26 protein-coding genes are annotated in these 25,463 nt (G+C 66.3%); 15 read left to right on the forward strand and 11 right to left on the reverse strand.

Annotated elements, in window-relative coordinates:
* Positions 1 to 35 precede the first annotated feature (35 nt).
* Entirely contained in the window at positions 36 to 959 is a 924-nt protein-coding gene (locus AC5FRV_RS00480) for a hypothetical protein (RefSeq protein ID WP_493559172.1), read from the forward strand.
* Between the two features lie 39 nt (positions 960 to 998).
* On the opposite strand, the gene AC5FRV_RS00485 is transcribed toward AC5FRV_RS00480, so the two are convergent.
* Positions 999 to 2,270: a tRNA (N(6)-L-threonylcarbamoyladenosine(37)-C(2))-methylthiotransferase gene (locus AC5FRV_RS00485; protein ID WP_493559173.1), complete on the reverse strand. Its 1,272-nt coding sequence runs from the start codon at positions 2,268 to 2,270 to the stop codon at positions 999 to 1,001.
* 185 nt (positions 2,271 to 2,455) lie between these two features.
* Between AC5FRV_RS00485 and arlH the strand changes: the two genes are divergently transcribed.
* Positions 2,456 to 3,199 carry an archaellum protein ArlH gene (gene arlH, locus AC5FRV_RS00490; protein WP_493560139.1) on the forward strand — a complete coding sequence of 248 codons (744 nt, stop codon included), beginning with the start codon at positions 2,456 to 2,458 and terminating at the stop codon, positions 3,197 to 3,199.
* 97 nt (positions 3,200 to 3,296) lie between these two features.
* Here arlH and AC5FRV_RS00495 read toward each other — a convergent pair whose 3' ends face one another.
* On the reverse strand, positions 3,297 to 3,485 hold the full coding sequence (locus AC5FRV_RS00495; protein ID WP_493559174.1) for a hypothetical protein: 189 nt from the start codon (positions 3,483 to 3,485) through the stop codon (positions 3,297 to 3,299).
* A gap of 315 nt (positions 3,486 to 3,800) precedes the next feature.
* On the reverse strand, positions 3,801 to 4,922 hold the full coding sequence (locus AC5FRV_RS00500) for a KaiC domain-containing protein (protein ID WP_493559175.1): 1,122 nt from the start codon (positions 4,920 to 4,922) through the stop codon (positions 3,801 to 3,803).
* 153 nt (positions 4,923 to 5,075) lie between these two features.
* On the opposite strand from AC5FRV_RS00500, the gene AC5FRV_RS00505 reads away from it, so the two are divergent.
* Positions 5,076 to 5,936 carry an NAD(+)/NADH kinase gene (locus AC5FRV_RS00505; protein WP_493559176.1) on the forward strand — a complete coding sequence of 287 codons (861 nt, stop codon included), beginning with the start codon at positions 5,076 to 5,078 and terminating at the stop codon, positions 5,934 to 5,936.
* Here AC5FRV_RS00505 and AC5FRV_RS00510 read toward each other — a convergent pair.
* Entirely contained in the window at positions 5,933 to 6,220 is a 288-nt protein-coding gene (locus tag AC5FRV_RS00510) for a DUF8006 family protein (protein ID WP_493559177.1), read from the reverse strand. The two genes, AC5FRV_RS00505 and AC5FRV_RS00510, sit on opposite strands and share 4 nt — an antisense overlap.
* A gap of 128 nt (positions 6,221 to 6,348) precedes the next feature.
* On the opposite strand from AC5FRV_RS00510, the gene AC5FRV_RS00515 reads away from it, so the two are divergent.
* A complete protein-coding gene (locus tag AC5FRV_RS00515) occupies positions 6,349 to 6,927 on the forward strand; it encodes a response regulator (protein ID WP_493559178.1) in 579 nt (192 codons plus the stop codon).
* Positions 6,928 to 6,955: 28 nt separating this feature from the next.
* Here the strand turns inward: AC5FRV_RS00515 and AC5FRV_RS00520 are convergent, their stop codons facing one another.
* A complete protein-coding gene (locus tag AC5FRV_RS00520; protein WP_493559179.1) occupies positions 6,956 to 7,711 on the reverse strand; it encodes a hypothetical protein in 756 nt (251 codons plus the stop codon).
* Positions 7,712 to 7,807: 96 nt separating this feature from the next.
* Positions 7,808 to 8,428, reverse strand: coding sequence for a TetR/AcrR family transcriptional regulator (locus AC5FRV_RS00525; RefSeq protein ID WP_493559180.1), 621 nt, complete (start codon positions 8,426 to 8,428; stop codon positions 7,808 to 7,810).
* A 240-nt stretch (positions 8,429 to 8,668) separates the two neighbouring features.
* Between AC5FRV_RS00525 and AC5FRV_RS00530 the strand changes: the two genes are divergently transcribed.
* Genes AC5FRV_RS00530 through AC5FRV_RS00540 form a run of 3 tightly spaced genes read left to right on the forward strand, consistent with a single transcriptional unit; the run spans position 8,669 to position 14,248 of the window.
* Entirely contained in the window at positions 8,669 to 10,249 is a 1,581-nt protein-coding gene (locus AC5FRV_RS00530; protein ID WP_493559181.1) for a COG1361 S-layer family protein, read from the forward strand.
* Positions 10,250 to 12,778: an efflux RND transporter permease subunit gene (locus AC5FRV_RS00535; protein ID WP_493559182.1), complete on the forward strand. Its 2,529-nt coding sequence runs from the start codon at positions 10,250 to 10,252 to the stop codon at positions 12,776 to 12,778.
* Positions 12,779 to 12,835: 57 nt separating this feature from the next.
* Entirely contained in the window at positions 12,836 to 14,248 is a 1,413-nt protein-coding gene (locus tag AC5FRV_RS00540; RefSeq protein ID WP_493559183.1) for a dihydrolipoyl dehydrogenase family protein, read from the forward strand.
* 67 nt (positions 14,249 to 14,315) lie between these two features.
* On the opposite strand, the gene AC5FRV_RS00545 is transcribed toward AC5FRV_RS00540, so the two are convergent.
* A complete protein-coding gene (locus AC5FRV_RS00545; RefSeq protein WP_493559184.1) occupies positions 14,316 to 15,023 on the reverse strand; it encodes a 5-formyltetrahydrofolate cyclo-ligase in 708 nt (235 codons plus the stop codon).
* A gap of 1,059 nt (positions 15,024 to 16,082) precedes the next feature.
* On the opposite strand from AC5FRV_RS00545, the gene AC5FRV_RS00550 reads away from it, so the two are divergent.
* The 3 genes from AC5FRV_RS00550 (at position 16,083) to AC5FRV_RS00560 (ending at position 19,844) form a co-directional block, all read left to right on the forward strand.
* Entirely contained in the window at positions 16,083 to 18,614 is a 2,532-nt protein-coding gene (locus AC5FRV_RS00550) for a DEAD/DEAH box helicase (protein ID WP_493559185.1), read from the forward strand.
* Between the two features lie 24 nt (positions 18,615 to 18,638).
* The gene (locus tag AC5FRV_RS00555) at positions 18,639 to 19,304 is read left to right on the forward strand and encodes a helix-turn-helix domain-containing protein (RefSeq protein ID WP_493559186.1); all 666 of its coding nucleotides are present in this window, start codon (positions 18,639 to 18,641) and stop codon (positions 19,302 to 19,304) included.
* A gap of 87 nt (positions 19,305 to 19,391) precedes the next feature.
* Complete coding sequence (locus tag AC5FRV_RS00560) at positions 19,392 to 19,844, forward strand: HalOD1 output domain-containing protein (RefSeq protein ID WP_493559187.1); 453 nt, start codon at positions 19,392 to 19,394, stop codon at positions 19,842 to 19,844.
* A 63-nt stretch (positions 19,845 to 19,907) separates the two neighbouring features.
* On the opposite strand, the gene AC5FRV_RS00565 is transcribed toward AC5FRV_RS00560, so the two are convergent.
* The gene (locus tag AC5FRV_RS00565; protein ID WP_493559188.1) at positions 19,908 to 20,258 is read right to left on the reverse strand and encodes a putative quinol monooxygenase; all 351 of its coding nucleotides are present in this window, start codon (positions 20,256 to 20,258) and stop codon (positions 19,908 to 19,910) included.
* Between the two features lie 101 nt (positions 20,259 to 20,359).
* On the opposite strand from AC5FRV_RS00565, the gene AC5FRV_RS00570 reads away from it, so the two are divergent.
* Positions 20,360 to 20,485 (forward strand): hypothetical protein, encoded by a 126-nt coding sequence (locus tag AC5FRV_RS00570; protein WP_493559189.1) that lies wholly within the window; start codon positions 20,360 to 20,362, stop codon positions 20,483 to 20,485.
* A 12-nt stretch (positions 20,486 to 20,497) separates the two neighbouring features.
* Here AC5FRV_RS00570 and AC5FRV_RS00575 read toward each other — a convergent pair whose 3' ends face one another.
* The gene (locus AC5FRV_RS00575; RefSeq protein ID WP_493559190.1) at positions 20,498 to 21,421 is read right to left on the reverse strand and encodes an LLM class oxidoreductase; all 924 of its coding nucleotides are present in this window, start codon (positions 21,419 to 21,421) and stop codon (positions 20,498 to 20,500) included.
* 768 nt (positions 21,422 to 22,189) lie between these two features.
* Between AC5FRV_RS00575 and AC5FRV_RS00580 the strand changes: the two genes are divergently transcribed.
* Entirely contained in the window at positions 22,190 to 22,885 is a 696-nt protein-coding gene (locus AC5FRV_RS00580; protein ID WP_493559191.1) for a hypothetical protein, read from the forward strand.
* Between the two features lie 56 nt (positions 22,886 to 22,941).
* Here the strand turns inward: AC5FRV_RS00580 and AC5FRV_RS00585 are convergent, their stop codons facing one another.
* Positions 22,942 to 23,178, reverse strand: coding sequence for a hypothetical protein (locus tag AC5FRV_RS00585; RefSeq protein WP_493559192.1), 237 nt, complete (start codon positions 23,176 to 23,178; stop codon positions 22,942 to 22,944).
* A gap of 425 nt (positions 23,179 to 23,603) precedes the next feature.
* Between AC5FRV_RS00585 and AC5FRV_RS00590 the strand changes: the two genes are divergently transcribed.
* From AC5FRV_RS00590 to AC5FRV_RS00600, 3 genes are read left to right on the forward strand one after another with little or no spacing between them, the layout of a single operon-like run.
* Positions 23,604 to 24,086, forward strand: coding sequence for a type IV pilin domain-containing protein (locus tag AC5FRV_RS00590; RefSeq protein WP_493559193.1), 483 nt, complete (start codon positions 23,604 to 23,606; stop codon positions 24,084 to 24,086).
* 10 nt (positions 24,087 to 24,096) lie between these two features.
* A complete protein-coding gene (locus tag AC5FRV_RS00595) occupies positions 24,097 to 24,570 on the forward strand; it encodes a type IV pilin domain-containing protein (RefSeq protein ID WP_493559194.1) in 474 nt (157 codons plus the stop codon).
* A 10-nt stretch (positions 24,571 to 24,580) separates the two neighbouring features.
* A complete protein-coding gene (locus AC5FRV_RS00600) occupies positions 24,581 to 25,084 on the forward strand; it encodes a type IV pilin domain-containing protein (protein WP_493559195.1) in 504 nt (167 codons plus the stop codon).
* A 207-nt stretch (positions 25,085 to 25,291) separates the two neighbouring features.
* Here AC5FRV_RS00600 and AC5FRV_RS00605 read toward each other — a convergent pair whose 3' ends face one another.
* Positions 25,292 to 25,411 (reverse strand): DUF7692 domain-containing protein, encoded by a 120-nt coding sequence (locus tag AC5FRV_RS00605; RefSeq protein ID WP_493559196.1) that lies wholly within the window; start codon positions 25,409 to 25,411, stop codon positions 25,292 to 25,294.
* Between the last annotated feature and the right edge of the window lie 52 nt (positions 25,412 to 25,463).

Genomic DNA, 25,463 nt, shown 5'->3' on the forward strand with positions numbered 1-25,463 from the left:
GATACTATAAACAGAGTGCCACGAGCACTGCCGCCATGCCCATCGACCGTCGAACCGCCCTCCAGACGGTGGGAACGGCCGGCCTGGCCGCACTCGCCGGGTGTCCCCTCCTGTCCACGAACCACTACGAGTACACCCTCACGGTGGACTCCGTCGACCAGTCGCTGGCCGACTACGCGCTGTACGACCCGGACGAGGAGTCGCTGTTCGACACCGCGGCGCGGGACGCCCTCGACACGATACTCCCGGACGGCCGGCACACGACGTACGGCTACGAACCGCTCCCGACCGGCGCCTACGTCGAGGATGGGGGCCGGTACTACCAGACGGCGGCCGTCGTCACCGGCCGCGAGCGGATGGAACGGACGCTCGTTCGCGCCGACCGGCTCGAATTGGACTCCGTCTCGGCCGAGACGGTTCCCCTCGATTCCCTCTCGACGGTGAGCCGCCGTATCGTCGAAAACCTCCACGAGTACCACGCGACGGACGCCGCTGGTCACTCGACTGATTTGCTCTGGGACGGCGCGTACGTGCTCCGCCGGCCGGCCGAACTGGACAGCGCGGTCACCGACGAGATCGACGACGCGACGGTGGCGGTGGATCCAGGGGAAAACTCGGCCTACCGTGTCTCGCTCGCCACCGAACGGATCACCGAGCGCGTGGTCGAATCGTTCGCCGTCGCCGTCGCCGAGGACTCGCAAACTTTCAGCGACGTCGTCCTCGCCACCAGGATCGACGCCGAGGTCGAGGGCCCGGACCTGGATCCAGGGGTCAGGCAGGCGCTCGACGACGTCGTCGAAACCGGCGAGACGAGTGAGACGACGCCGTTGACCCCCTCGTTCGAGGGATTGCTCGAACGCCTGGGGCTGGGCGACGTCGACGTCGGCAGGAACGGACAGTTGCTGTGGTACGACGAGCGGCTCTATCGCTACGGCCTGTACGTGAACCCGGCCAACTGAGCGGGGTTCGGTTATGGACTGGCCGAGTTGCGTCCGCGCTCAGTTGACTGGTTCGCCGAAGGCGTACACCGTGTTGTGGCTCGTTATCTCGCAGTCGACGAATTCGCCCAGTTCCAGCCCGCGTTCTTCGGCGTCGGCGATCACGACCTGCCGGTAGGCCCCGTCGTAGCCCACGAGCGACTCGTCGGTGCCGTCCTCGACCAGGAGGACCTCGCGGGTCTCGTCGCTCTCGACCATCGCCTCGTAGGCCTCGGCGACGACGTCCATCTTCAGTTCGGACATCGCCTTCGAGCGCTCCTTCTTGACCGTCCCGCCGAGCCCCTTCATGTCGGCGGCGTCGGTGCCGGGCCGCTTCGAGAAACGGGTGACGTTGATCTTCTCCGGGCGCGTCTCGCGCAGGAGCGCCATCGTCTGCTGGAAGTCGCGGTCGTCCTCGGTCGGGAAGCCGACGATGAAGTCCGTCGAGAGGGTCCAGTAGTCGAGGTACTCGTCGAAGGTCTCCACGACTTCGACGTACTCCTCTACCTCGTGCTGGCGTCGCATGTCGGCGAGCACGTCGTCGGAGCCCGACTGGACTGGCGCGTGCAGGAAGCTGTACAGTTCGTCGTGGGTCGCGAACAGGTCGGCCAGTTCCTCGCGGACGCCGTGGATGCCCTTGGGATTCGCCATTCCGATCCGGACCCGGAACTCGCCGTCGATTTCGGTGCAGATCCGCTCCAGTAGCTCCGGGAGGAGGCTCTCGCCCTGGTTGCGGTCCCAGCCGTAGACGCCGGTGTCCTGGCCCGTAATCCTGATCTCCTTCGCGCCGGCGTGAACCAGCGCGCGGGCCTTCTCCAGGTTCTCCTCGACCGGTGGGGACTCGATCCGGCCAGTCGCCTGCTTGGTGATGCAGTAGGAACAGTCGCTCATGCACCCGCGGGCGATGGGGAGGATGCCGACGACGCCGTCGAGGACGGGTTCCGTGTCCGGCGTGACCGTCGGGCACTCCCCGTTGAGGACGTGCTGGGGGACGTCGTCCCAGTGGAGCACGTCGGCGTCGAGGTCCGCGTTTCGGAACTCCTCGCCCTGGGCCAGCGCCATGCAGCCTGTGATGACGAGGTCTGCGGGGGTCTCTTCGTCGAGTTCTTCGGCCCGTCGGAGCATGTTGCGCTCCGTCTTCTCGACGACCGTGCAGGTGTTGAGGATGGCGACGTCCGCCGACTCTGGGCCGTCGGCCGGGTGGTGGCCGCCGTCGCGGAGCGCCTGCTCGATCTGTCGGGACTCACCCCTGTTCGAGGTGCAGCCGTACGTTTCGATGTGGTAACGGGCCATGGTGGATCGGAGACTGCGACCGCTGCTTGTCCTATCCTTGGTGCTCGCGGCCAAAAGCGCGACGGATCTGACCGGGGCGATTGGACAGGGCGGGGGCGGGTTTTATCGTGCCGTCTCCACTGGATGGGACAAGGTTCTACTGCATGCGTTCGTCCTCGTCCTCCTCTTCGTTCCCGACCGGCCCGATGGAGAGCGTCGCCGGCCGGCTCTACTCGCTGGGCATGGCTCACCACGACCGGCTGAACCACGCCTTCGGCGGCGGCCTTCCCCGGGGGAGCATCGTCCTCGTCGAAGGAGAGTACGGCGCCGGCAAGTCCGTCCTCGCCCAGCGCTTCGCCTACGGGCTTTGCTCGGAGTCCCACGACGTCACCTACCTCTCGACAGAACTGACGACGGGCAAGTTCGTCGCCCAGATGGACTCGCTGGGCTACGACGTCACCTCGCTACTCCTCCAGAACCGCCTGCTCTTCCTCCACGGCGCCGTCGGCGGCACGACGAGCGACGGCAAGCGACTGAACCTCCTCGAACGACTCATGGGCGCGACCGCGATGTGGGACGCCGACGTCGTCCTCGTCGACACCTTCGACGCCATCCTGCGCAACGACCCCACGTTCGAGTCGCTCGTCGCCGACGGCGAACACCGCCAGGCCGCCCTCGAAATCATCTCCTTCTTCCGCCGCCTCACCGCCTCGGGCCGGACCGTGGTCCTGACCGTCGACTCGTCGAACCTCTCCCGGGATTCGCTCGGCCCGTTCCGCTCCATCGCCGACGTCTACCTCGAACTCTCGGTGATGCAGGTGGGGCGCCACCAGCGACGGAACATCGAGGTGAAGCGCTTCGCCGGGATGGGTACGCAGGTGGGCAACAGGATCGGTTTCTCCGTCCGGCCGGGCATCGGTATCGTCGTCGAGAATCGGATGGTCGTCTGATAGTGGTCGTTGTAACTTTTTACCGGCGTTCGCCGGTACCGTCCACGTCGAACGCCGGTAAGGGTTTACAACGACCACTATGAGGGATACGCGGTCCTCAGGCGGTGCCCTGCGCCGCCGCCATCTTCATGATCTGCGGGACGACCAGAACCTCGAGCACGGCGATGCCGAGCACGAGCCATCGCATCGTCCCCTCGAGGACGGTGAACGCGATAATCGTGAGTATCACTGCGCTGCCGATGCCCATGCCGTAGCGCATCGCGGGGGTCTCCAGGGGTGCAGGCATACGATCGGGTGCCCGCGAGCTACCTACATAATGTTTGTCAACTATGGCGGGTAGCAGTGTATCCCTGGTCGATTCAGCCTTGACGTGGCGGTCACGATAGTGCCTCGACGGGGTGGGATCCAAGCATACCGCTCGCCGGAGGCGAGCGGTTTCCCCGGTCGCGAACGGAGTGAGCGACCGGCCTTTTTCACCACCGGGAGAGCAGAGCTCTCCCGAGCCCACACTCGCTCCGCTCGCGTGGACGACGTTTTTCGAGGAGAGGTTCCCGCAGGCTGCCGGAGGCAGCCGAGGAAACCCGACGAAGAAAAAGGTCGCTTAGAAGATACTCGCCTGCTGGTAGACCGAGATGCCGTCAGCCGTTATCTCGTAGGGTTTGGTCTCGCGGGAGTGGTTGGCGTTCCGGATTTTCTGTATCTCGACGGCGAGTCTGGTCTCCTGGTTCTCCGAGCGGACGTACTTGAGGACGAAGACGGCGTCGGTGAGGTACTCGATGATGCCGTGGCGGGAGGCGTAGGGGTTGGTCTCGCTGGCTTCGGAGGTGAGCATGGTCGTGACGCCGGCGCGCTTGAGTGCGCGCGTGAAGTCGAACACTTCGGTCCGGCGGCGGGCCTGGTCGTCGTACATCATCTCCAGCAGCGAGACGGAGTCGAGCACGAGGCGGTCGGCGTCGAACTCTTCGATGAGGTCCGGGAGTTCGCCGCGGATGTTGTCGAGGCTGTTGGCCATCTCCACCGGGTCGAGGCCGACGACGGCGAGCTGGCCGTCGTCCTCGTAGGTCTCGAACTCCCAGCCCCACTCGTCGGCGGTGGCCATGATGGCGTCGTGGCTCTGTTCGAGCGTGACGAAGATGGCGTTCTCCCCCTGTTCGAGGCCGTGATGGAGGAACTGGAGGCCGAAGGTCGTCTTCCCGGTCCCGGCGGAGCCGATGGCGACGATCAGGTGGCGCGCCGGGACGCCGCCCTGGATCATCGCGTCGAGGCCGGCGATGCCGATGTCGATGCGCGGAATCTCGGACTCGAAGTCCTCGTCGTCGAACTCCGCCTCGCCCGGTCCGCCGGCCGATTCGAACGCGGACTCGAAGTCGTCTTCGAACAGCGATCCGCCGCCGTCCTGGGCTCCGAGGTCGACGCCGCCGGCACCGTTGGTCGCGTCGAATCCGCCAGCCCCGCCGTCGTCGAACGGGTCGTCGTCGGTCGCGTCCGACGGCTGGTCCACCTCGCTCTCGATGCGGGCCTGTGCCGCCGCGAAGGCGTCCTCCGCCGCGTCGTCGAGATCGCGATCCGACGGCCCGGCCGCCGTCGTTCCGTCACGCGTCCCCGCGTCGCTCGTCGTCCCGCCGTTCGTCGAGTCGTCCGTCGACTCGCTCTCGTCGACGTCTCCGTCGTCGCCGCTGACGGCGCGTTCGAACCAGTCGTCGTCGGAGGACTCCTCACTCATCTGTGATCCGGGCCCCGCCAGCGAGCCGTTGGGAGGTAACTCGCGTCGGGACAGATTAACCTTACCCGCCGCGTTCGCGTTCCTGATAATTCCGTCGCGGCTCGCGGCCGCCCGTGGACGGGTTTATGTGGACCCCGCCGAAAGCCCGAGGCAATGAAGGTCGGCATCGTCGCCCAGCGAGACAACCGCCGGGCCACGTCTCTCGCCGGGCGCCTCGGCGTGCGACTCCGTTCGGCGGACGCGACCGTCGTGTTCGACGAGACGACCGCCGCCGCGCTATCGGAGGGCGACGGCGAGTGGTCCGCGACGGAGGGACCGGCGACCGGCGTCGACGTCGACGAGATGGCGTCGTGCGACCTGGTAGTGAGTATCGGCGGCGACGGCACGTTCCTGTACGCCGCCCGCGGCGCGGGGTCGACGCCCATCGTCGGTGTCAACCTCGGCGAAGTCGGGTTCCTGAACGCTGTCTCGCCCAGCGAGGCCATCGACGCCGTCCTCGAGGAGGTCCGCCACTGCCGGGAGAACGGCGGGCCGCGGACGACTGACATGGCGCGCATCGCCGCCAGCGGCGCGGACTGGTCGCTATCGCCCGCCATCAACGAGGTCGTCGTCCACGGCCCGCGCCGGGGACACGGCGGCGGTGCGGAGTTCGAAGTGCGCGTCGACGGGTCACTGTACACCAGCGGCCACGCCGACGGCGTGCTCGTGGCGACGCCGACCGGGTCGACGGCGTACAACCTCAGCGAGGACGGGCCGCTCGTCCACCCTGGCGTCGACGGACTGGTCGTCTCCGAGATGGCCGGCGAGGAGTCGATGCCGCCGCTCGTCGTCGGTGCCGACAGCGAGGTGACGGTACGAATCGAGGGCGCAGAATCCGGGGTCGTCGTCAGCGACGGGCGCGCGCGACAGCGGGTCGACCCGCCGGAACTGGTGACGCTCACGCGGGCGGACGTCCCGGTGCGGATCGCCGGGCCGCCACGGGACTTCTTCGGTGCGCTCGGGAAACTGGCCTAACGACGGCCGATGGCGAAGATGACGGGCGCCATGACGAGCAGCGCCAGGCCGACGAACTTGTACATCGCCACGCTCTGGAGGAGGCTCCCGCCTTTCGGCTCGAGCATGTTGCCGGGCAGGACGACGAACAGGAGCCCGAACGTGAGCAGGTGGAGCCCGAACAGCTTGTTCGAACGCTGGACGAGGATCCCGATGGCACCAAGTACGGCGACGAGCAGGAGAACGTCACCGATGTTGTAGTTAAACAGGAAGCTGTCGACGACTTGCAGCGGTAACGCGAGCATCCTTGTCCGAATCTCACGATGGCGGAATCAATAAACTTCCGTTCCGCGCCCGCGCGCTCGGTCGTCGGTGGCCAGGCCGGCGCGGGAGCAAACACACTTATTAGCTGTCGGCCGTGAAACAACTCATTGTGCCGGAGTCATCCGCCGACGCGAGCGTGCTGGTCGTCGACGACGAACGGGACGTCGCCGACGTCTACGCGCTGCGACTGTCAGACGAGTTCGAGACGCGGACGGCCTACAGCGGCGGGGCAGCCATGGAGTCGCTCGACGACGACGTCGACGTGGTGTTGCTCGACCGTCACATGCCGGAGATCTCGGGCGACGACGTCCTCGAGGAGATCCGCGCGTGCGACGTCGAGTGCCGGGTGATCATGTTGACCGCGGTCGACCCGGACTTCGACATCATCGATATGCCGTTCGACGACTACCTCTGCAAGCCCGTCCAGAAGACCGACCTCGTCGCCGCCATCGACCAGCAGCTGACGGCCCGTCGCTACGACGAGCGCCTCTCCGACTACCTGAAGGCCACCTCGAAGCTCGCGCTGTTGCAGGGCGAGAAGCGGGTCGAGAGCCTCGAGGCCAACGAGAAGGTGGCGGCCCTCGAACAGCGGGCCAGCCGCATCAGGGGCGAGATGGACGAAGCGCTCGCGTCGTTCGACGACATCGACGCCGCGTTCAAGGAAATCGGTCGCCACCCCGGCAACTGACGACCGTCACCGCGGCGACTGACTGCCGTTATTCCTCTCGCTCGATCCGTGTGTAGATGACGTAGCCGTCGGCGCCGCCGCTGGCGGTCCGCACCCGGAACCGTTCTGGCCCCGACGGCGTCCGGCAGGCCAGCGACTCCTCGACCGGGTCACCGCCGGCGACGGCGTCGACGACGGCTTCGACCGCCGGATCGTCCTCTTCCTCGGCCATCAGTGACTCGTCGAGCGGCGTCTCGCTGAGGGCGTCGGCCGGCACGTCGAACGTCTCGGCGAAGGCGTCGTTGGCCGCGAGGACGACCGGTCCGTGGCCCCGGTCGGCGACGTACAGCACCGGATCCGGGTGGTCGTCGAACAGGTCGGCGGGCCGGGGCGAGGGCGAGTCGTCCGTCTCCATGTCGACGGTCATCGACTCCGACTGGTCGACGTCCTCACCCCGGGCCTCGGCGGCCAGGAGGTTCGAGACGACGCCGATGCCACCGCCGAGCGCGATGCCTAGCCCGATGGCGCCCTGGGCCGCGAGCGGGAATCCGGCGATCAGGAAGGTCGCAGCGTAGCCGACCCCGGCGCCCAGTAGCGACCCGCCGACCAGCCAGCCGACGAGCCACGTGAGCCCTCGCTTTTCACGCACGTCACCGAGAAAGAGGAGCGACGCCGCCACGGCGAGGCCGTCCCCGGTCGTGGTGGCGACCAGCGCGCTGGCGACGGCGCCGACCCCCCAGGCGACCGCGAGCTGACGCCCCCACGGCATCCGTTCGCGTTCGCTGTCGTGACCCCTTTGTTTCATCGTATCTGGCCTCTGGATGGCCCGCGGTATAACTGTACCTCACCCGGCCGACGCGTCTCGGGGCCGCCTCCCGGTGCCATCGTGCACGCCGGTCCGTCAGGCCAACAGGCGCGATTCGATATAGGCGTTGACCTCGTCGGCGACCGCTTCGTGGTCGTGGGCGTCCCCCGTCGTTCGTCGAAAGATGTTGCCGGCCAGAACGGTGGCGATGAACGTGGCGGCAGCCTCCGGATCGACGGGTTCGAACTCGCCCTGTTCGATCCCGGCGCGAACGATCTCCGAGAGCTGGTCGGCGAAGATCTCGTCCGCCTCGGTGAACTTCTCGAGGATCGTGTCGTCGCGGACTGCCTGTGCTCGCAGTTCGACGTATGTTCCCACGATCTGGAGGACCTCCTCGGGTGGGTGGTCGCCGACGTTGGGGTCCAGGCCGACGAGCAGTTCGACGAAGGTACGGAGGTTCTCGACCGGGTCGTCGCCGGATTCGAGCGAGAAGATCCGTATAAATTCCTCCAGCGTGAAATCCACGAAAGCAGTGAGCAGGTCGTCTTTGCCGTCGTAGTGGTGATAAAACGTGGATTTACTCAGATCGGCCTCATCGGCGATCCGCTGGATCGAGAGGCCGGCGTACCCGTATTCGCGCAAGGCGAGGTACGTCGCGCGCATGATCGCCTCCCGTGAGTCTACCGGTTCGCCCACGAAGGGGAGGTCCTCGTCCATACCGAACGAATATTCGGTCGGGGCAAAAGGGTCTTTCGGCCCGAACGGCACCGGTCAGAGTCGATAGTTTGATAAGCGACCGAACGTTCGTTCGAGTATGGAAAGACGGACGGGTCTCCAGACAGCCGGTGACTCGCGAGCTATCTCTTCCGCCCACCGAACCCGGCCGTTCCGCGGCGTGCCGAAACCGACGCCGGTCCGGTCCAGCGACCGGCGACCCACCTACCGAGTGACTATCCAATGAAACGACGCCTCCAGATCGCGATCGCGATCGTCGTATTGCTCTCCGTCCCCGGCTTCGCCCTGGCCGACGTCAGGGGGAGTCCGGACCTGACCGCCCACATCGGCGACAACCACGTCGTCCCCGGTGAACGGACGACGCTGTCGGTCACGCTCCTCAACGACGGGGAACTCGAATCCAGTTCCAACAGTAACCCGTCGCTGAACGGCGAGGTGACGACGGCACGCGGAGTCACGGTCAACGTCAACTCCGGCGACGCGCCCTTCGACGTCAAGACGGGCCGCCAGGCGGTCGGGACCATCCCCGAGGGCGTCTCCAGCCCCATCCAGTTCACCGTCGTCGTGCCCGAGGACGCCAAGTCAGACACCTACCGCATCCCGGTCCGGGTGTCTTACAGCTACTACGACTACGTCTCCGAGGGCGGCACCCGAACCGAGAGCGACGAACAGCACACCTTCCGCATCCCGGTCACCGTCGAGGACCGCGCGCGCTTCGACGTCGTCAACGTCTCCTCCGACGTCGGCGTCGGCTCGTCGGGCACCGTCTCGGTTACCGTCGAGAACGACGGATCGATGACCGCGCGCGAGACCCAGCTCTCGCTGGCGTCGTCGAGTGCGGATCTTACCTTCAGCGGCGCACAGGAGGGGACCCGCTCGGCAGGGCGGATGGAACCCGGCGAGCAGCGCACGCTCAACTACAGCGTCGCGGCGAGCGCCGACGCAGACACGTCGTCGTACCCGCTGACGCTCACGGCCGACTACAAGGACGGCGACGGCCAGCAGTACACGACGAGCGGGACGCGACTGACCGTTACGCCCGAACCCGAACAGACCTTCGCCGTCGGCCAGGTCGAATCGACGCTCGCGGTCGGTGACGACGGGGAACTGTCCGGCGTCCTGACCAACACCGGGCCGAGTGACGCCGACGACGTCGTCCTGACGTGGGCGAGCGAGCAACAGAACGTCAACCCGACCGAGACGGAGTACGCCATCGGTGCCCTCGAAGCCGGCGAGTCCGCCGAGTTCGAGTTCGACGTCGAGGTAAGCGACGCCGCCCGGAGCGGCCCGCGCCAGTTCTCGCTCGTCGCCGAGTTCGAGAACGACCAGGGCGACGACCGAACCACCGACCCGCTCACCGTGCGACAGGAGGTCGCCGACGCGAGCGACGAGTTCGAGGTCGACATCGTCAACGCGAACGTCTCGGCAGGGGGCAGTTCCACGATCGAACTGGAGCTGACGAACACCGCCGGCGAGGAGTTGACCGACATCTCCGCCGCGCTGTTCGCCGACTCGCCCATCTCGGCCGACGACGACGAGGAGTACGTCCAGTCGCTGGAGCCGGGCGAGTCCGAGACGCTCGTCTTCGGCATCAGCGCGGGCGGTGGCGCGCTTGAGAAGGAGTACCCGCTGTCGATGGACTTCCAGTACGACGAACCCGACGGCGACACGGTGACCTCCGATACGTACCGGGTGCCGGTGCAGGTGACCACGCCCGACGGCGGCGGGTCCCCGCTGGCGCTCATCGGCGGCGCCGTCCTGCTCGTCATCGTCGCCGTCGGAGCCTTCATGCGGTTCCGATAGATGGACTACCAGCGCTACATCGAATGGGCGGACGACCGCATCGTCGAGGACTCACGGACGGTGATCCTCGTCTTTCTCCTCCTGACCAGCGTGTTCGCCGTCGGCCTGGGGAACATCTCCATGGCGGCCGGAACATCGCAGTTCACGACCGGGCTGCCCGCCGAGGAGGCGCTGACGGACATCAATCGGGAGTTCTCGCCCAGTTTCTCGGCCGACACCGGCAACACGCAGCTGATCCAGGAGGGGACGAACGTCCTCTCGAAGGACTCCATGTTGCGGATGTTGCGCGCCCAGGAGCGCGTCGAGGACCACGACGAGTTGCGCGTCACCTCGACGAGTAGCGCCGCGACTATCGTCGCAACCCAGCTGGACCCGGAGGCGACGACAACGTCGGCCCAGATAGACGCCGTCGAGGAAGCGACGCCGACCGAGATAGACCAGGCCGTGCGCAGTGCCGACGAGCGGAGTCCCCAGTTCTCGGGGCTCGTGAGCAGCGACTTCAACCGGAAGTCGGCGTCGGCGTCGGCGACCATCGGCCTCGTCGTCCACGAGATACCGGCCGGTATCTCCGAGGGGTCGGGTCAGGGCGGGTCGAGCCCGCTGACGTCTATCCAGAAACAGGCCGACTTCACGGTGAGTTCGGCCGGTCAGGGGACGATCATGGTGTTCGGGTCCGGGATGATCGCCGAGGAGTTCTCGAACGTCATCGTCGACTCGCTGCTGATCGTGGTCCCTGCGGCCGTCCTCTTTATCTTCCTGTTTCTCACCATCGCGTACCGTGACCTGGCGGACCTGGCGCTCGGGCTACTGGCCCTGTTGATCACGATCATCTGGACGTTCGGCTTCATGGGCCTGGCCGGCATCGCCTTTAGCCAGATGCTGATCGCGGTGCCGCCGCTGTTGCTCGCGGTCGGTATCGACTTCGGTATCCACGCCGTCAACCGCTACCGCGAGGAGCAGGTCCAGGGGATCCCACCGGGGCCGGCGATGCGGACGACGACCGACCAGTTGCTAGTGGCCTTCTTCATCGTCACCGGGACGACGGTGATCGGCTTCCTCTCGAACTTCGCCAGCGACCTCGCACCGATCCAGGACTTCGGGCTCGTCGCGTCGATCGGGATCGTCTTCACCTTCTTCACGTTCGGCGTCTTCCTGCCGGCCGCGAAGGTCGAACTCGACCGGCTCCGGGTCAGGTATCCGATCCCGACGTTCAGCAGGACGCCGCTGGGCTCCGAGGAGTCCAGGCTCGGGTCCGTGCTCCGGAGCGGCGTCGTCATCGCCACCAATGCGCCGGCGGTGTTCCTCGTGCTCGTGCTGGTCTCCAGTGCGGGCGTGGGCGTCTACGCCAGCGACGTCGACACCAGTTTCACCCAGGAGGACTTCCTCCCGCCCGAGGAGACCCCCGACTACCTCCAGCAGCTTCCAGAGCCGTTCAAACCCAGCGACTACACCGTCACCGAGCAGCTGAACTTCCTCGAGGACAAGTTCGAGTCGACCCAGGGCAGCCAGTCGACGGTGTACGTCGAGGGGCACCTGCAGCGTGACGACGCCCTCGAAGAGATCTATCGCGCGGGCGAGGACCCGCCCGAGAGTTTCGTCCGCCAGGACGGGCGCGCAGAGAGCACGTCCATCGTCACGGTGATCCAGGACCACGCCGAGCGCGACCCCGAGTTCCGCCGCCTGGTCGACCGAAACGACCGCAACGACAACGGCGTGCCCGACGACAACCTGCGGGAGGTCTACGACTACCTGTTCGCGTCGTCTGCCGGCGACCAGGCGCGAAACTACCTCACCGAGGACCGCCGGAGCACGCGCGTCGTTTACACCGTCGAGGCCGATGCCGAACAGGACGAGGTGACGGCGGACACCCGGCAGGTCGCCGACGACTTCCGGATGACCGCGACGGCGACGGGACAGACGGTCGTGTTCAAGGCCGTCTCCGACGTGATCCTCGAGTCAGCGCTGGTGAGCCTCGCCCTCGCGCTGGTGGGCGCGACGCTGTTCCTCGTGTTCATCTACTGGGTCGTCGAGGGGTCGCCGCTGCTCGGCGTGGCCAACATGGTCCCGGTGCTGGTCACGGTCGCCCTGGTCGCGGGGTCGATGCGCTACTTCGGCATCGCGCTCAACGCGATCACCGCGACTATCCTGGCGATCACCATTGGCCTCGGCGTCGACTACTCCGTCCACGTCACTCACCGGTTCGCCGACGAACGCGAGCGCCACGACCTGGTCACGGCGCTGGACCTGACGGTTCGCGGGACGGGCGGGGCACTGCTCGGCAGCATGCTCACGACCGTCTTCGGCATCGGCGTCCTGGCCCTGGCGGTGTTCCCCGCCATCGGCCAGTTCGGCGTCATCACCGGCATGTCCATCGCGTACGCGTTCTTCGCGTCGATGCTGGTCCTCCCGGCGACGCTCGTGGTGTGGGACGCGATCGTCAACGACGACGTCAGCGTCCGCTCGCTGTTCCTCCCGGGCGTCGCGAACAAAATCGACCGCGACGAACCATCGGAACGGACGCGGTCGTGACTCCCTCGCGCATTCGCACTCGACCCTTTATGGGTGACCCAGACGGTACATCACGATATGACCCACGTCGTCATCGTCGGCGCCTACGGTAGCGCCGGATCCGCCGTCGCCGAGGAACTGGTCGACGAACCCGGGATCGAACTCACCCTCGTCGACGACGGCGACCCCGGCGGTGGCCTCTGCATCCTCGACGGTTGCATGCCCTCGAAGGAGGTCCTCTCCGCGGCCGAGCATCGGTTCCAGGCCCGCCACGACGACCGACTGGTCGGTGACCTCCCCGAGATGGACCTGGAGGCGGTCGTCGAGGGCAAGGACGACCACACGCTCGGCTGGGCGGCCCACCGCCGACGAGGGATCGAGGAGCTGGCCGAGCGCGAGGACGTCGAGTTCGTCCACGAGACGGCCAGATTCGTCGACGACCGGACCCTCGCCGTGGGGGACCGCGAAATCGAGGCCGACTACGTCGTCGTCGCGACCGGTTCGGTCGTGAACGTCCCCGACCTGCCAGGGATCGAAGAAGTAGAGTACATGACCAGCGCCGACGTGCTCGACGCGACCGCGTTCCCAGATTCGGGTATCGTGATGGGCTTCGGCTACGTCGGCATGGAGCTGGTGCCGTACCTCGCCGAGGCCGGCGGGATGGATATCACGGTGATCGAACACGACGACCGCCCCCTCGACGAGGCCGACGCCGAGTTCGGCGACGCGCTGCTGGATATCTACGAGGAGCATTTCCCCATCGACGTCCCGACCAGCGTCTACGAACGCGAACTCGAACCGACCGCCGACGGCGGCGTCCGACTCACCGTCGAGCGCGCGGACGGGAGCGAGGAGACCTACGAGGCCGACCAGCTGTTCTGTTTCACCGGCCGCCGCCCCAGCGTCGACCGCCTGGGCTTCGAGCGAACGGCCATCGAACCCGGCGTCGACTGGGTCGCGGAGACGATGCAGGCCCGCGACGACGAGCGCGTCTTCGTCGTCGGCGACGTCAACGGGAAAGAACCCATCCTCCACGTCGCCAAGGAACAGGGGTTCACCGCGGCCGAGAACATCTTGCGCCATCGTGACGGGCGCGACGTTCGTGAGTACCACAACGTCCACCACCACGTCGTCTTCACCGGCCTGGGCGTCTCCCCCTACGCCCGCGTCGGTCACTCCGAGGAGACCGCCCGCGACGCCGGCCACGACGTCGTCGTCGCGACGCGCCAGGCCAGCGACGACGGCGTGTTCAAGGCCAAGGCCGTCCCCGAGGGACTGGCGAAACTCGTCGTCGACGCCGAGGACGGCACCGTCCTGGGCTGGCAGGGCCTGCACTACCACGCCGACGTGATGGCCAAGACGATGCAGGTGGTCGTCGAGATGGGGCTGGACGCCCGGGAGATTCCGGACCGGGCGTACCACCCGACGACGCCCGAGACCATCGACGGCCTGCTCCGGGACTGCGTGGCACAGCTGGACGACGCCGTGTAAGGCGTCGACTGGGCGTCGACTGGGCGTCGACGGCGCCGTGCCGCTCGTATCGGAGAGACGTGACGGGTCAGCTGGGCCGACGGGCAGCCAGCACCGGCATCTCCTCGATCCGTTCGTCGTCGAGTTCGTCCCAGTCGACGCCAGTCGGCCGGTCGAACGGCGTCTCGGTCTCGATAGTCCGCTCGGGCGTCACGAGGTAGTCCATCGGCACGTCGTGGTCGTCGACGGGCCAGTCCGAATCGCTCATCTGCATCTCGTGGACCGTCGTCGCCACGGGCGTCTCGTCGTCGACCAGTCCGAGTTCCCGCAGGACGGCGTACTCCAGGTCGCTGTACCCCTCGCCCTTGCCGATGCGGGCGCCGTCCTCCCGGACCGCGACGCTCCCCGAGACGACGAAGTCGACTGACTCGACCGCTTCGGGTCCGACCTGTTGCCCATACTCGTCCATCGAGGAGACCGTCGGCGCGGCGTCGAGGTCGTCGATCCGTTCGGGGTCGAGTTCGACGAAGCACTTCTCGTCTCGGAGTCTGGGGACCGCCATGTAGACGGTCTTTCCTTCGTGGAGCGCCCGGCGGCGGACCGGTAACTGTGGCGCGTCGGGGTTGGCCTTGATCGCGTCGGCGGCTTGCCAGTCCTTGAGTTCCGCGAGGCGGTCGGCGGCCGCTTTCGCGCCCACGAAGTTGGGGATGCGGCCGTGGGGCGGGAACGGAAACCGTGCCTGGCCGCTCTCCTCCAGTTCGTCCCAGACCCGCTCTCGGAGGTCCTGCTTGTCCATTATCTGGGGGTGTCGGCCCGTTCCCGGAAGTCGGTTCGGATCGCTGGAGGATGGGTCTCGTGTGTCTTAGTATCGTTTGGTAGGGGTCGAACCAATGACGTGATCACGGATACCACCACCTCGAAAGCCCTCGGCGCGCTTCGCGGTCGCTCAGCGGGATACCCTCACGTCCGTTCGGGTAGGGCCCACTGAGCGACTGCCCTTCGGCGCGAGCCCGCCTCGCCCTTTCATTCCTCCAGGCCTAGCCTCCCTCGCGCGGGCTTCGCCACGCGCTCGCGATTAGAACCACTACCCCTCCCCGGTCGCGCCGCGTCCGCGTCGCGACACGCTTCCTGACCGCTCCGCACCCGCTCGGCCGGGAGCGAGTGGCCGAGTGAAAACGAGGCCCTCGCGACCAGGGGGAGGGCAGGGCTGCGGTGCTGTGCTGACCTGGTGGACTGAAAGGGCGAGGCGGGCTCCGGGAACCCCGGCCCACCAAGCACCGCAACGCAGTGAGGAGCGCAGGTGGGCCGCGGGACCGGAGCGCGCCGAGGGCTTTCTGGGAGTTGGCGGTGACGATTCCGACTCTTGAGAGCGCGCCGAGGGCTTTCTGATTGTTGGCGGTCTCGATTCCGACTCGTGAGAGCGCGCCGAGGGCTTTCTGGGAGTTGGCGGTGACGATTCCGACTCTTGAGAGCGCGCCGAGGGCTTTCTGATTGTTGGCGGTCTCGATTCCGACTCGTGAGAGCGCGCCGAGGGCTTTCTGATTGTTGGCGGTCTCGATTCCGACTCGTGAGAGCGCGCCGAGGGATTTCTGGGAGTTGGCGGTCTCGATTCCGACTCGTGAGAGCGCGCCGAGGGCTTTCTGATTGTTGGCGGTCTCGATTCCGACTCGTGAGAGCGCGCCGAGGGATTTCTGGGAGTTGGCGGTGACGATTCCGACTCGTGAGAGCGGCCAAGGGCTTCCTACATCTTGCTGTTCCTGACCCTGACAAAGCAGACGACTCAAACCACTCATTCAGTAAACACACCCGCCCATCGAAGAGCAAGAGGAATACGGCTCCACGTAGTACCGCGTGCGTGGACGAGACGATCGCGTGGCTCCGGGACAGACCGTACTACGAGGGCCAGATCCGGGACGAACGAACCGTGCCCGGCCGCGGCGCCGACTTCGACGACGTCGCCCTGGACTCGCGACTGGCGAGCACCCTGGAGTCGGAGGGCATCGAGCGCCTCTACGACCACCAGGCGGAGGCCGTCGACGCGGTCCGCGGGGGAGAGAACGTCGTCCTCGCGACGGAGACGGCAAGCGGGAAGAGCCTCGCATACACCGTCCCGGCGTTCGAGCGCGGGATGGACCGCCGGGCGACCACGCTCTACATCGCGCCGCAGGTCGCGCTGATCAACGACCAGACCGACACGCTCTCCGAGCTGGCCCAGGGGCTGGGCTTCGCCTCCGGCGTGCAGGTCGACCAGTACACCGGCCGGCAGTCCAAGTCCGAGAAGGAGGCCATCCGGGAGTGCCAGCCCACCGTCCTGCTGACGACGCCGGACATGCTCCACTACGGGATTCTCCCGCACGCCCATCGGCTGTGGAAGTGGTTCTTCGAGCGCCTGGAGACGGTGGTCATCGACGAGGTGCACGAGTACCGCGGCGTGTTCGGGAGCCACGTCTCGCTCGTGATGCGGCGGTTGAGCCGGATGGTCGAGCGGTTCGCCGACGACGGGCCTGTGGAAGCGGACGGAAACCCGGAGTGGGTCTGCTGTTCGGCGACCATCGGGAACCCCGTCGAGCACGCCGCCACGGTGACGGGCCAGCCCGACGATTCGTTCGCCCTGGTCGACCACGATTCGAGCGCTAGCGGGCCGAGACACTGGCTGCTGTGGAACCCGCCGGAGTACGGCGGGGGCGGGCTGGCATCCGGGGACGGGGACGGGAGCGCAGGCGGAGGCGGAGGAGGGTGGGGCGACAGCGGCCGCCGCCGGTCGAGTCACGTCGAAGCCAAGAACCTCTTCGTCGACCTCGTGGAGCGTGGCCTCCAGACCGTGGTGTTCACTCGGTCGCGCCAGACCGCCGAGCGGTACGCCAGCCAGTGCGCCGACGAGTTGCAGGATAGGGGGGAGCACGACCTCTCTCGCTCGGTTGGCGCCTACCAGGCGGCGCTCACCGACGAGCGCCGTCGCGACCTGGAGGCCGAACTGCAGTCCGGCGAGCTACGCGGTGTCTGGAGCACCAACGCGCTGGAGCTGGGCGTCGACGTGGGCGGGCTGGACGCCGTGATTCTCGACGGGTATCCCGGCACGCGGATGCAGACGTTCCAGCAGGCCGGCCGGGCGGGCCGCGGAACCGACCCCGCACTCGTCGTCCTGCTCGGCGGCGAGGACCAGCTCGACCAGTACGTCATGCGCAATCCCGAGGTCCTGTTCGACCACCCGCCGGAGCAGGCCGTCACGAATCCCGAGAACGACCAGCTGATGCCCGACCACGTGCTGTGTGCCTCCCGGGAGAACTGGCTCAGTCCCGACGACGACCGCCACTTCGGCGGGACGTTCCCCGACGTCGTGAGCGACCTGGAGGCGGCGGGGGATCTGGACCGGCGGACCACCGACGCCGGCGTCCGGTGGCTCTCCGCGGTCGACGGTAGCCCCCACCACGAGATGAGCCTGCGGACCATCGACTCCCAGGAGATCCGGCTGTTGCACAAAGGCGATATCGTCGCCACGTTGCCGTTCGGCGACGCGTTGCGGGACGCCCACCCGGGCGCCATCTACCACCACCAGGGCCGGACCTACGAGGTGACCGACCTCGACCTGGACCGGGGCGTGGCCGAACTCGACCGCACGTGGGCCGACTACTACACCAAAGTCCTCCACGACAAGGAGATCACCGTCGAGACAGACCTTGGCGAGCAGTCTCTCGACGCCCGGCCGGACGTCCCCGTCCGCTTCGCCGAGGTGACCATGCGCAAGCAGATAACGGGCTACGAGCGCCGGGACGGCCGGAGCGGCGAGAAGATCGGCGAGCGCTCGCTGGACCTGCCCGAGACCAGCCTGGAGACCAAAGCCCTCTATTTCACCGTCCCCGGCGACGTCGAGCGGGCGATGCTGGGCGCGGGCGTCGGCGGCGAGTCGGTCGCGGACGGCGGTGACAGCGGCGGGCACTCGCCATCCGGTGACGAGGGAACGCCGTCCGCCCAGCCGGACGGCCCAGCCCCGGTCGCCGAACTCCCCGACGAACCCGGCGACTTCCCGGGCGGCATCCACGCCGCCGAGCACGCGATGATCTCCATGTTCCCCTTCGAATACCTCTGTGACCGCCGGGATATCGGCGGGCTGTCGACGCCGCTGCACCCCCACACCGAGGAGCCGACAATCTTCATCTACGACGGCTACCCCGGCGGCGTCGGCCTCGCGAAGAGCGGCTACCGCGGCGTGGACGACCTGATGGCGACGACGCTGGACATGCTCCGTTCCTGTGGCTGTGCGGACGGCTGTCCCGCCTGCGTCCAGTCGCCCCACTGCGGCAACGCCAACGACCCGCTGGACAAGGGGCTGGCCATCTACCTGCTCGACGCGCTGACGGCGTCGGGTTCTCCCCGTGCGATCAGGTAAGTGAGTCCGAACCGAAGGTGAGATATGGCCGTCATCACCGAATTCAGCGTCGACCACGTGGAGTTCACCCTCGCGGGCGTCTTCGAGGACTATCCCGACGCGACGGTCGAACTCGACCGGGTGGTGCCGACGGACGAGGCGTTCCTCCCGTACTTCTGGGTGTGGGGTGCCGACGTCGCCGACGTCGCCGAGCTGGTCCGCGAGGCAGACCCCCTTTCCGAGGTCAAACTCGTCGACGAGGTCGACGACGGCGGTCTGTTTCGCGCCTGGTGGACTCGCGACGTGGGTGGGATTCTCGACACGATGGGGGCCTCGGGGCTGACGTTGCGGAAGGGGGTCGGGTCGGCCGAGGGCTGGCTGTTCGAACTGCGGGCCGAACACACCGAGGACCTCTCGACGTTCCAGCGCTCGCTCACCCAGATCGACGTCGACGCCGAACTCGTCAGGATGTACGAACTCGACGACGACGCGACGACCGGCCGGTACAACCTCACGCCCGAGCAGCGCGAAGCGCTCGAGACAGCGTACGACCGCGGATACTACGATCAACCCACGGAGACCGACCTCGAATCGATGGCTGCCGACCTGGACATCTCCCGGTCGGCGTTCAGCGCGCGCCTCAAGCGAGGCTACCGCAACCTCGTCGAGGCCACCATCGCCCACGAACGAGAACCGGACGTCGACCGATAGCTCGCCCGCTTTTCAATCCCCGACATACTGAAGGCCAACGTTCTCTCCTGTGCGGCGTCTACTCAGACGTGATGTTTTATGATTGATATGGCCGAGCACGAGACCTCCCAGTCTGCCGTCGACGCGCGCATCGGGCCCCGCGAGTCGGTCGTCCAGTCGGTTCTCGACGCCGTCCACGCCGCCGCGGGCGAGGACCTGGTCGGTCGCGATTCGACCCGGGACGAAGCCAGCACTGTGACGCCGCCCCCGCTCTACGACTTCGTCAATCCGGACGCGCTGGAGGCGCTGTACACCCATGCGCTCGACCACAGGGGAACCGCCGAGTGGACGACGACGTTCCGCTACGGCGACGACGTCGTCTCCGTCACCAGCACGGGCACCGTGACGGTCGAACCTCGCGGAGCCCAGGGTTCGAACCGACGCGGCCACGCGTGCCCCGACTGCGAGGACGCGACCGTCGGCGTGAGCGACGACCGGTTCGTCGTCGGCGCCACCCTGCAATGCCCCGAGTGCGGTCACGAGTGGGACGTCGCGTTTTAGGGGGGTCTTCACGGGTCCGATGCTCTACGGACGGTGCGCAGTCCTATCCGGAAGACGACGGCGCTACTGCCGGTCCACGTCGACCTCGACGTCCGCGTTCGGATCGACGGCCTCCTCGACGGCGAACTGCGTGACGTCGATGGCGTCGAGGAGGTCCTGATCGCTGTCGAGTAGCTCCGGTAGCTGCGCTTCGAACTCCCGGTAGTGCTCGGACTCGTTGTGGGCCTCCAGCGCTGCCTCGTCCTCGTACTGTTCGACGAATCGGACCACGTTGGGGTTGGCCACCTCCGTCGTGGCCACGTACTCGATCACTCCCGCTTCCTCTCGCGTTTGTCCGACGAGCTCCTCGACCGCGTCGAGGGCTGCTTCGCGCCGGTCCGGGTCGACCTGGAGAGCCGCGTGGACGACGATCATGGTCTGACGAGTCATGCAGACAACAGATAAAGGTTGTACACCTTTGCGCGGACGGCGTCCGAGCGAAAACCACTAGTCTGTGCCCCGACGAATCTGCCGGTATGAACGAGCACGTCGCCGTCTGCCGGGACTGTGAGTGGGAACAGGTGTTCCCGAAACGGGACATGGCCGAACACGGAAAGCGCGTCCACGAGGACGAGACGGGCCACGCGGTCGTACTGGAGTGACGGGACCGCGTCTCACCGCACCGGTTCGACGACCTCCTCGGCGAATCGCGTGAGGTTCGCCGCGGGGTCGTCGCCGCCCGGCGAGACGAGCACGTGGTCGACGCCCAGCTCCGCCAGGTCGCGGAAGTACTCGGCGAACCACTCGGTGCCGGCGCGGTAGCCCAGGTGGATCGGTTCGGGTCCGGCGGTCGGGTCGTCCGCGAGTTCTGTCTGCACCGCCATCGCGTAGGGCTTGTCACCGGCCGCCTCCCGCCAGTCGGCGAGGTAGCTCTCGAGGGTCTCCATCGGAAGGTGGTAGAAGAACCAGCCGTCGCCGTGCTCGGCGATCCACTCGACCTCCTGGCGGGCGTGACCTGTCGGGAGGAGCGGGATCGTCTCGGTCGTCGGCTTCGGAACCATATCCATCTCGCCGTCGAGCGTGCCCCACGCCGACTCTATCTCGGGGAAGTCCTCTCGCCAGACCGTCCGCATGACGTCGACGCTCTCGCGGAACAGGTCGCCGCGCTCGTCGGGGTCGACGTCGAAGGCCGGGAACTCCGGGTCGCGGTCGCCCGTCGCGACGCCCATTACTAACCGGCCGTCGGAGAGCCGGTCGACCGTGGCGGCGGACTTGGCGACGTGGAGAGGATGGCGCAGCGGCAGGACGACGCTGGCGGTCCCCAGTGCGATCTCCTCGGTGTGGGCCGCGGCGTGGCTCAGCCACGGCCACGTGTCGAACGTCTGGCCCGCGTCGCCGAACCGCGGCCAGTAGAGCGGGACGTCCCGGGCCCACAGCGCGTCGAAGCCGACCGACTCGGCGTGAGCCGCCAGTTCCATCTCCTCGTCGACAGGCGGCTGGGATTCGTTGATTCCGGTGAGTGGGAAGCCGGTCCCGAAGGTGAGCCCATCGGTGTCGAAGATCCGTTTCCAGCCCGCGTTGGCGTGGCCCCGTGTCACGTGAGATGGTTTGGTCTGTCGCCTGAAGGGGACTGTGATTTTGGGTGTGTTCGTCGGGTATCGCGTGGGTGAGTGCGACGACTATCCTGGAAGTGCATGCGGTCACTACTGACAGCACTACCACGTCGAAAGCCCTCGGCGGGCTCTCTGGCGTCCGAATCGAGACCGCCAACACCCAGAAAGCCCTCGCGGCTCTCGACCGCTCCGGGGCTCGCTGCGCTCCAGTAGGTGCTTGCGTCGCCCGGGAGGGACGAGAGCCGCTCGCCCTTTCAGTCCACCAGGTACCGCATAGCTCGCGCCCAGAGGCGCTCGCGATTGCCTCCGCCACCCCTCCCCGGTCGCGCCGCGTCCGCGTCGCGACACGCATCCTGCCCGCTCCGCTACCGCCCGGCCAGGAGCGCGTTTCATCGCGCGACTAGGGGAAGGGCAGGGCTGCGGTGGGGGCCCTGGAGGAATGAAAGGGCGAGGCGGGCTCCGGGAACCCGGGCGCAGTAAGCACCGCAGCGGAGCGAGGAGCGCAGCAAGCCCCGGGACCGGAGCGCGCCGAGGGCTTTCTGGGTGTTGGCGGTCTCGATTCCGACTCTTTGCGAGCTTACTGAGAGTTCTCGTAGAAGTCACGAAATCTGTACCGTCACGACGCGCTCGGCTCGATACCATCGCTCGTGAGAACTCGATCGGTATCGCTCGTCTCGTTTTGTCCGGGCACCAAAACCATTCGAACCGAAGTCACGAAGAAAAGCTCTTCTCGGAGGCGACGAACGCCGGAGTATGCGACGACGATCCGTCCTCGCCGCTCTCGCCTCTCTCGGGTCTGCGGCTCTTGCGGGCTGTTCTCTCGACCGCGAACAGGTCCACGACGACCCACCCACTGTTCGGCCGTCGACCGAGACGACCGAACGGACGCCCACCGCAACGGCCATCCCACAGGAATCGACGCCACAGGAATCCACGCCGCGGCCCGGCGACGTCCCCGCCGAGCGCGTCGTCGACGGCGAGGCAGTCTCGGAGAACGGCGTCGGCGTGACCGCCGACCGATGGTTCGCGCTGGAAGAGCTTCGATACGAAGACGGCGACGGCGAGCACCAGACCGTGTCGTCCGACAGCGGCTGGTTCGTCGCGTGGGAGTTCACCGTCGCGAACCGGAGCGACTCGCGGGCCGAGGCGTTCCCGGACTCGATATTCGAACTCCGCGTCGACGGGGCGTCGTACGCCCACCTCCACGAGTTCCCCGGTGGTGTGTCGTTCGGCGCGCTCGACCAGCCCGACTCGGAGCCCCAGGTCCGGGAGCTGGCGTGGTACGGCGGCCTCGACCCCGGCGAGGCGGTGTCGCTCCAGCTTGTCTACGAGGCGCCGGTCCGGCGCGACTACCGGCACTACCTGGCCTGGGACCCCGATTCACCCGTCGAGGACGCGTCGGAGCCGGTGTACCTCACCGGCCGGCGCGTGCTTCCCGACGGGGAATGAGTGGGCGGTGAGGGCCGGGCCGGGTCGCGTCGGGTTGGTCGCGGGTCGCGGTCGGGTTAGCCGCGCGCGAGTCGCGAGGCCACGTCGCCCAGCCACTCCGGTTCGTCGAGGTCGGCGAGGACGCCGTCGCGCCAGCTGGTAACGATCTCCGTCGCGCCGTCGCGCGTGACGTCGACGTGCCACTTCCGACCGTCCTCCGTGGTGAGTTCGAACCGCGCGCCGCCGCCCGGGAGCGCGTCGAGGTGTTCGATGGTCACCGACTCGCCCGTGTAGACCTCGATGGTTTCCTTCATGGGTGGGTTCTGGTATCGAGGTAACTTAAACAGCGGCGGGGATTTCGGACCGGCTGTTTCGCCAGGGAGGTAGATTTTGGTCGATGAATAGCGGGCCAAAATTCGGTCTGACCTTGACCTCTTTTAGCTACTGTCGAGACAAAGATTAGCTGTTGCTCGGAGAACGTCATCGTACACCTGAGCCGACACGTACGCCCCTTCAAGCGGGCCTTGAGCTGCTAAAATAGGTAGTAATGCGGCGTGATAAAGCTGGTCTCGCGGGGTTCTAACCGCTGAATGCGGGGGATAGAACTGATCCGGCCCGGGGTGTTCCCATAGCCTCCACACGCACCCCTTCAGTACCCGTCAAGTAGCACTTGATTAATGCAGAATTAGCGAACGGTACTGAGGGTTTAATGTCCACTCTATCAGGGTTCAACCCGCACATGCAGATCAAACACCTCATGCAAGACGACGATGCCGTTTCACCGGTCATCGGCGTCATCCTCATGGTCGCGATCACCGTGATCCTCGCGGCCGTTATCGCATCGTTCGTGCTCGGTCTCGGTGACCAGGCACAGCAGACAACTCCGCAGGCCAGCTTCTCGTTCGACTATGACCAGAGCGCGACGATTTCTAATGGTGACTTTAGTAGTACTAGTGGCGCGCTTGGTTCAGACGGACTCCTCACAATCACGCACGATGGTGGAGACACAATAGATGGGGCAAGAGTGAATCTCACGGACGGGACCGATACCACAGATACATTCGCCCTCGGTGGAAGCACCTCACCCGATATTGATGAGCTTTCGGCAGGAAGCAGCGCGAAGGTTGGAATCGACAATTCTGACACAATCCGAGTAATCTTCACGGGCCAGTCGGGAGACAGTAGTTCCACGCTCGCAACGTACGAAGCCCCTAACGCCTAAATCTCAAAAAATGGATATCAAATCAATCCTCAGCGACGACGACGCTGTATCGCCGGTGATCGGCGTGATCCTTATGGTCGCGATCACCGTAATTCTCGCGGCTGTGATCGCATCATTCGTGCTTGGTCTCGGTGACCAGGCACAGCAGACAACTCCGCAGGCCAGCTTCTCGTTCGACTACAACGCAAGCGGGGACTCAACAACTGGCCAATTCGGTGGTGATGCTCTCGGCTCAGATGGTCTTCTCACAGTCACCCATGATGGGGGCGATACTATCGACGGGGACAGAGTAAACCTGACTGACGGGAGCGCTACAACGAATACCTATAACGCAGCCTCTGACTCTCCCGGTATTGGCGAGATCTCCGCAGGAACCAGCGTTGACGTCGGCGTCGGAAATTCTGACACCGTGCGCATCATCTACACGGGCGAGTCGGGAGACAGCAGTTCGACGCTCGCAACGTGGGAAGCACCAAACGCCTAAAACTCTAAGGATGGATATCAAATCAGTCCTCAACGACGACAACGCTGTATCGCCGGTGATTGGCGTGATCCTTATGGTCGCGATCACTGTGATCCTCGCGGCCGTCATCGCGTCGTTCGTCCTCGGCCTCGGTGACCAGGCTTCGAATACAACGCCACAGGCGAGTTTCAGTTTCGACTACGACGCCTCTGGTAGCGACGACTTACTCACAATTACACACGATGGCGGTGACACGATAGACGCTGAGAGGCTCAACGCTACTGTCAGCGGTGCCACAGATGATGGTGGTTCTAACGATGCAACATTCGGGAATGACGGTTCCAACAATGGTGGGGAACTCTACAACTCTACCACGTACGACGATGTACAAGCAGGATCTACCTACGACCTGAATTCGGAGGACTTCGATCAAAGCGATCTCGACCTCTCCGGAGCCACTGTAAGAATCGTCTACACCGCTGAGAGTGGAGACCAGTCTTCGACCCTCGCGACCTGGGAAGGCCCAGACGCGTAATTGCTAACGCACTTCCTTTTTCGACGTCTAACGACTGAGTGACATCTATCTCGTAGTAACTCGGAACGGTCAGCGTCTCCGCGATCTCGCGCTTCTGCGTGCTGGTCAAATCATCCCGCGCCAGCACCTTCCGGATCCGCTGGTCGATTCGGAGGGCGTCCTGCGCGAGCGTAGCGAGCGCAGGGCTCGGGTGACGACCAGCGGGAGTCAGCCGGTGAACTCGGCGGACTTCACGAGCGCCGTGGTTTTGTTGCAGCTCCAGAACTCCGCGGCCTGGTCGATCGTGTCTTCGCGTCGAGCGTGCTTCCCGTCGGTTCGGATTCGCATACCCGCCGCTCGTACACACGGGGCCGTAAAACAGGGTCTGCTCGGGTAACTG

This window comes from Halomicrobium sp. HArcel3, from assembly GCF_058933135.1.

Excerpts from the sequence above, each read along its gene's own strand:
- AC5FRV_RS00585 (WP_493559192.1), bottom strand. The coding sequence starts at position 23,178 with ATGAAGGAAACCATCGAGGTCTACACGGGCGAGTCGGTGACCATCGAA.
- AC5FRV_RS00535 (WP_493559182.1), top strand. The coding sequence starts at position 10,250 with ATGGACTACCAGCGCTACATCGAATGGGCGGACGACCGCATCGTCGAG.
- AC5FRV_RS00530 (WP_493559181.1), top strand. The coding sequence starts at position 8,669 with ATGAAACGACGCCTCCAGATCGCGATCGCGATCGTCGTATTGCTCTCC.
- AC5FRV_RS00555 (WP_493559186.1), top strand. The coding sequence starts at position 18,639 with ATGGCCGTCATCACCGAATTCAGCGTCGACCACGTGGAGTTCACCCTC.
- arlH (WP_493560139.1), top strand. The coding sequence starts at position 2,456 with ATGGAGAGCGTCGCCGGCCGGCTCTACTCGCTGGGCATGGCTCACCAC.
- AC5FRV_RS00505 (WP_493559176.1), top strand. The coding sequence starts at position 5,076 with ATGAAGGTCGGCATCGTCGCCCAGCGAGACAACCGCCGGGCCACGTCT.
- AC5FRV_RS00605 (WP_493559196.1), bottom strand. The coding sequence starts at position 25,411 with ATGCGAATCCGAACCGACGGGAAGCACGCTCGACGCGAAGACACGATC.
- AC5FRV_RS00520 (WP_493559179.1), bottom strand. The coding sequence starts at position 7,711 with ATGAAACAAAGGGGTCACGACAGCGAACGCGAACGGATGCCGTGGGGG.
- AC5FRV_RS00600 (WP_493559195.1), top strand. The coding sequence starts at position 24,581 with ATGGATATCAAATCAGTCCTCAACGACGACAACGCTGTATCGCCGGTG.
- AC5FRV_RS00560 (WP_493559187.1), top strand. The coding sequence starts at position 19,392 with ATGGCCGAGCACGAGACCTCCCAGTCTGCCGTCGACGCGCGCATCGGG.
- AC5FRV_RS00540 (WP_493559183.1), top strand. The coding sequence starts at position 12,836 with ATGACCCACGTCGTCATCGTCGGCGCCTACGGTAGCGCCGGATCCGCC.
- AC5FRV_RS00580 (WP_493559191.1), top strand. The coding sequence starts at position 22,190 with ATGCGACGACGATCCGTCCTCGCCGCTCTCGCCTCTCTCGGGTCTGCG.
- AC5FRV_RS00595 (WP_493559194.1), top strand. The coding sequence starts at position 24,097 with ATGGATATCAAATCAATCCTCAGCGACGACGACGCTGTATCGCCGGTG.
- AC5FRV_RS00590 (WP_493559193.1), top strand. The coding sequence starts at position 23,604 with ATGCAGATCAAACACCTCATGCAAGACGACGATGCCGTTTCACCGGTC.
- AC5FRV_RS00525 (WP_493559180.1), bottom strand. The coding sequence starts at position 8,428 with ATGGACGAGGACCTCCCCTTCGTGGGCGAACCGGTAGACTCACGGGAG.
- AC5FRV_RS00495 (WP_493559174.1), bottom strand. The coding sequence starts at position 3,485 with ATGCCTGCACCCCTGGAGACCCCCGCGATGCGCTACGGCATGGGCATC.
- AC5FRV_RS00565 (WP_493559188.1), bottom strand. The coding sequence starts at position 20,258 with ATGATCGTCGTCCACGCGGCTCTCCAGGTCGACCCGGACCGGCGCGAA.
- AC5FRV_RS00510 (WP_493559177.1), bottom strand. The coding sequence starts at position 6,220 with ATGCTCGCGTTACCGCTGCAAGTCGTCGACAGCTTCCTGTTTAACTAC.
- AC5FRV_RS00485 (WP_493559173.1), bottom strand. The coding sequence starts at position 2,270 with ATGGCCCGTTACCACATCGAAACGTACGGCTGCACCTCGAACAGGGGT.
- AC5FRV_RS00480 (WP_493559172.1), top strand. The coding sequence starts at position 36 with ATGCCCATCGACCGTCGAACCGCCCTCCAGACGGTGGGAACGGCCGGC.
- AC5FRV_RS00545 (WP_493559184.1), bottom strand. The coding sequence starts at position 15,023 with ATGGACAAGCAGGACCTCCGAGAGCGGGTCTGGGACGAACTGGAGGAG.
- AC5FRV_RS00500 (WP_493559175.1), bottom strand. The coding sequence starts at position 4,922 with ATGAGTGAGGAGTCCTCCGACGACGACTGGTTCGAACGCGCCGTCAGC.
- AC5FRV_RS00570 (WP_493559189.1), top strand. The coding sequence starts at position 20,360 with ATGAACGAGCACGTCGCCGTCTGCCGGGACTGTGAGTGGGAACAGGTG.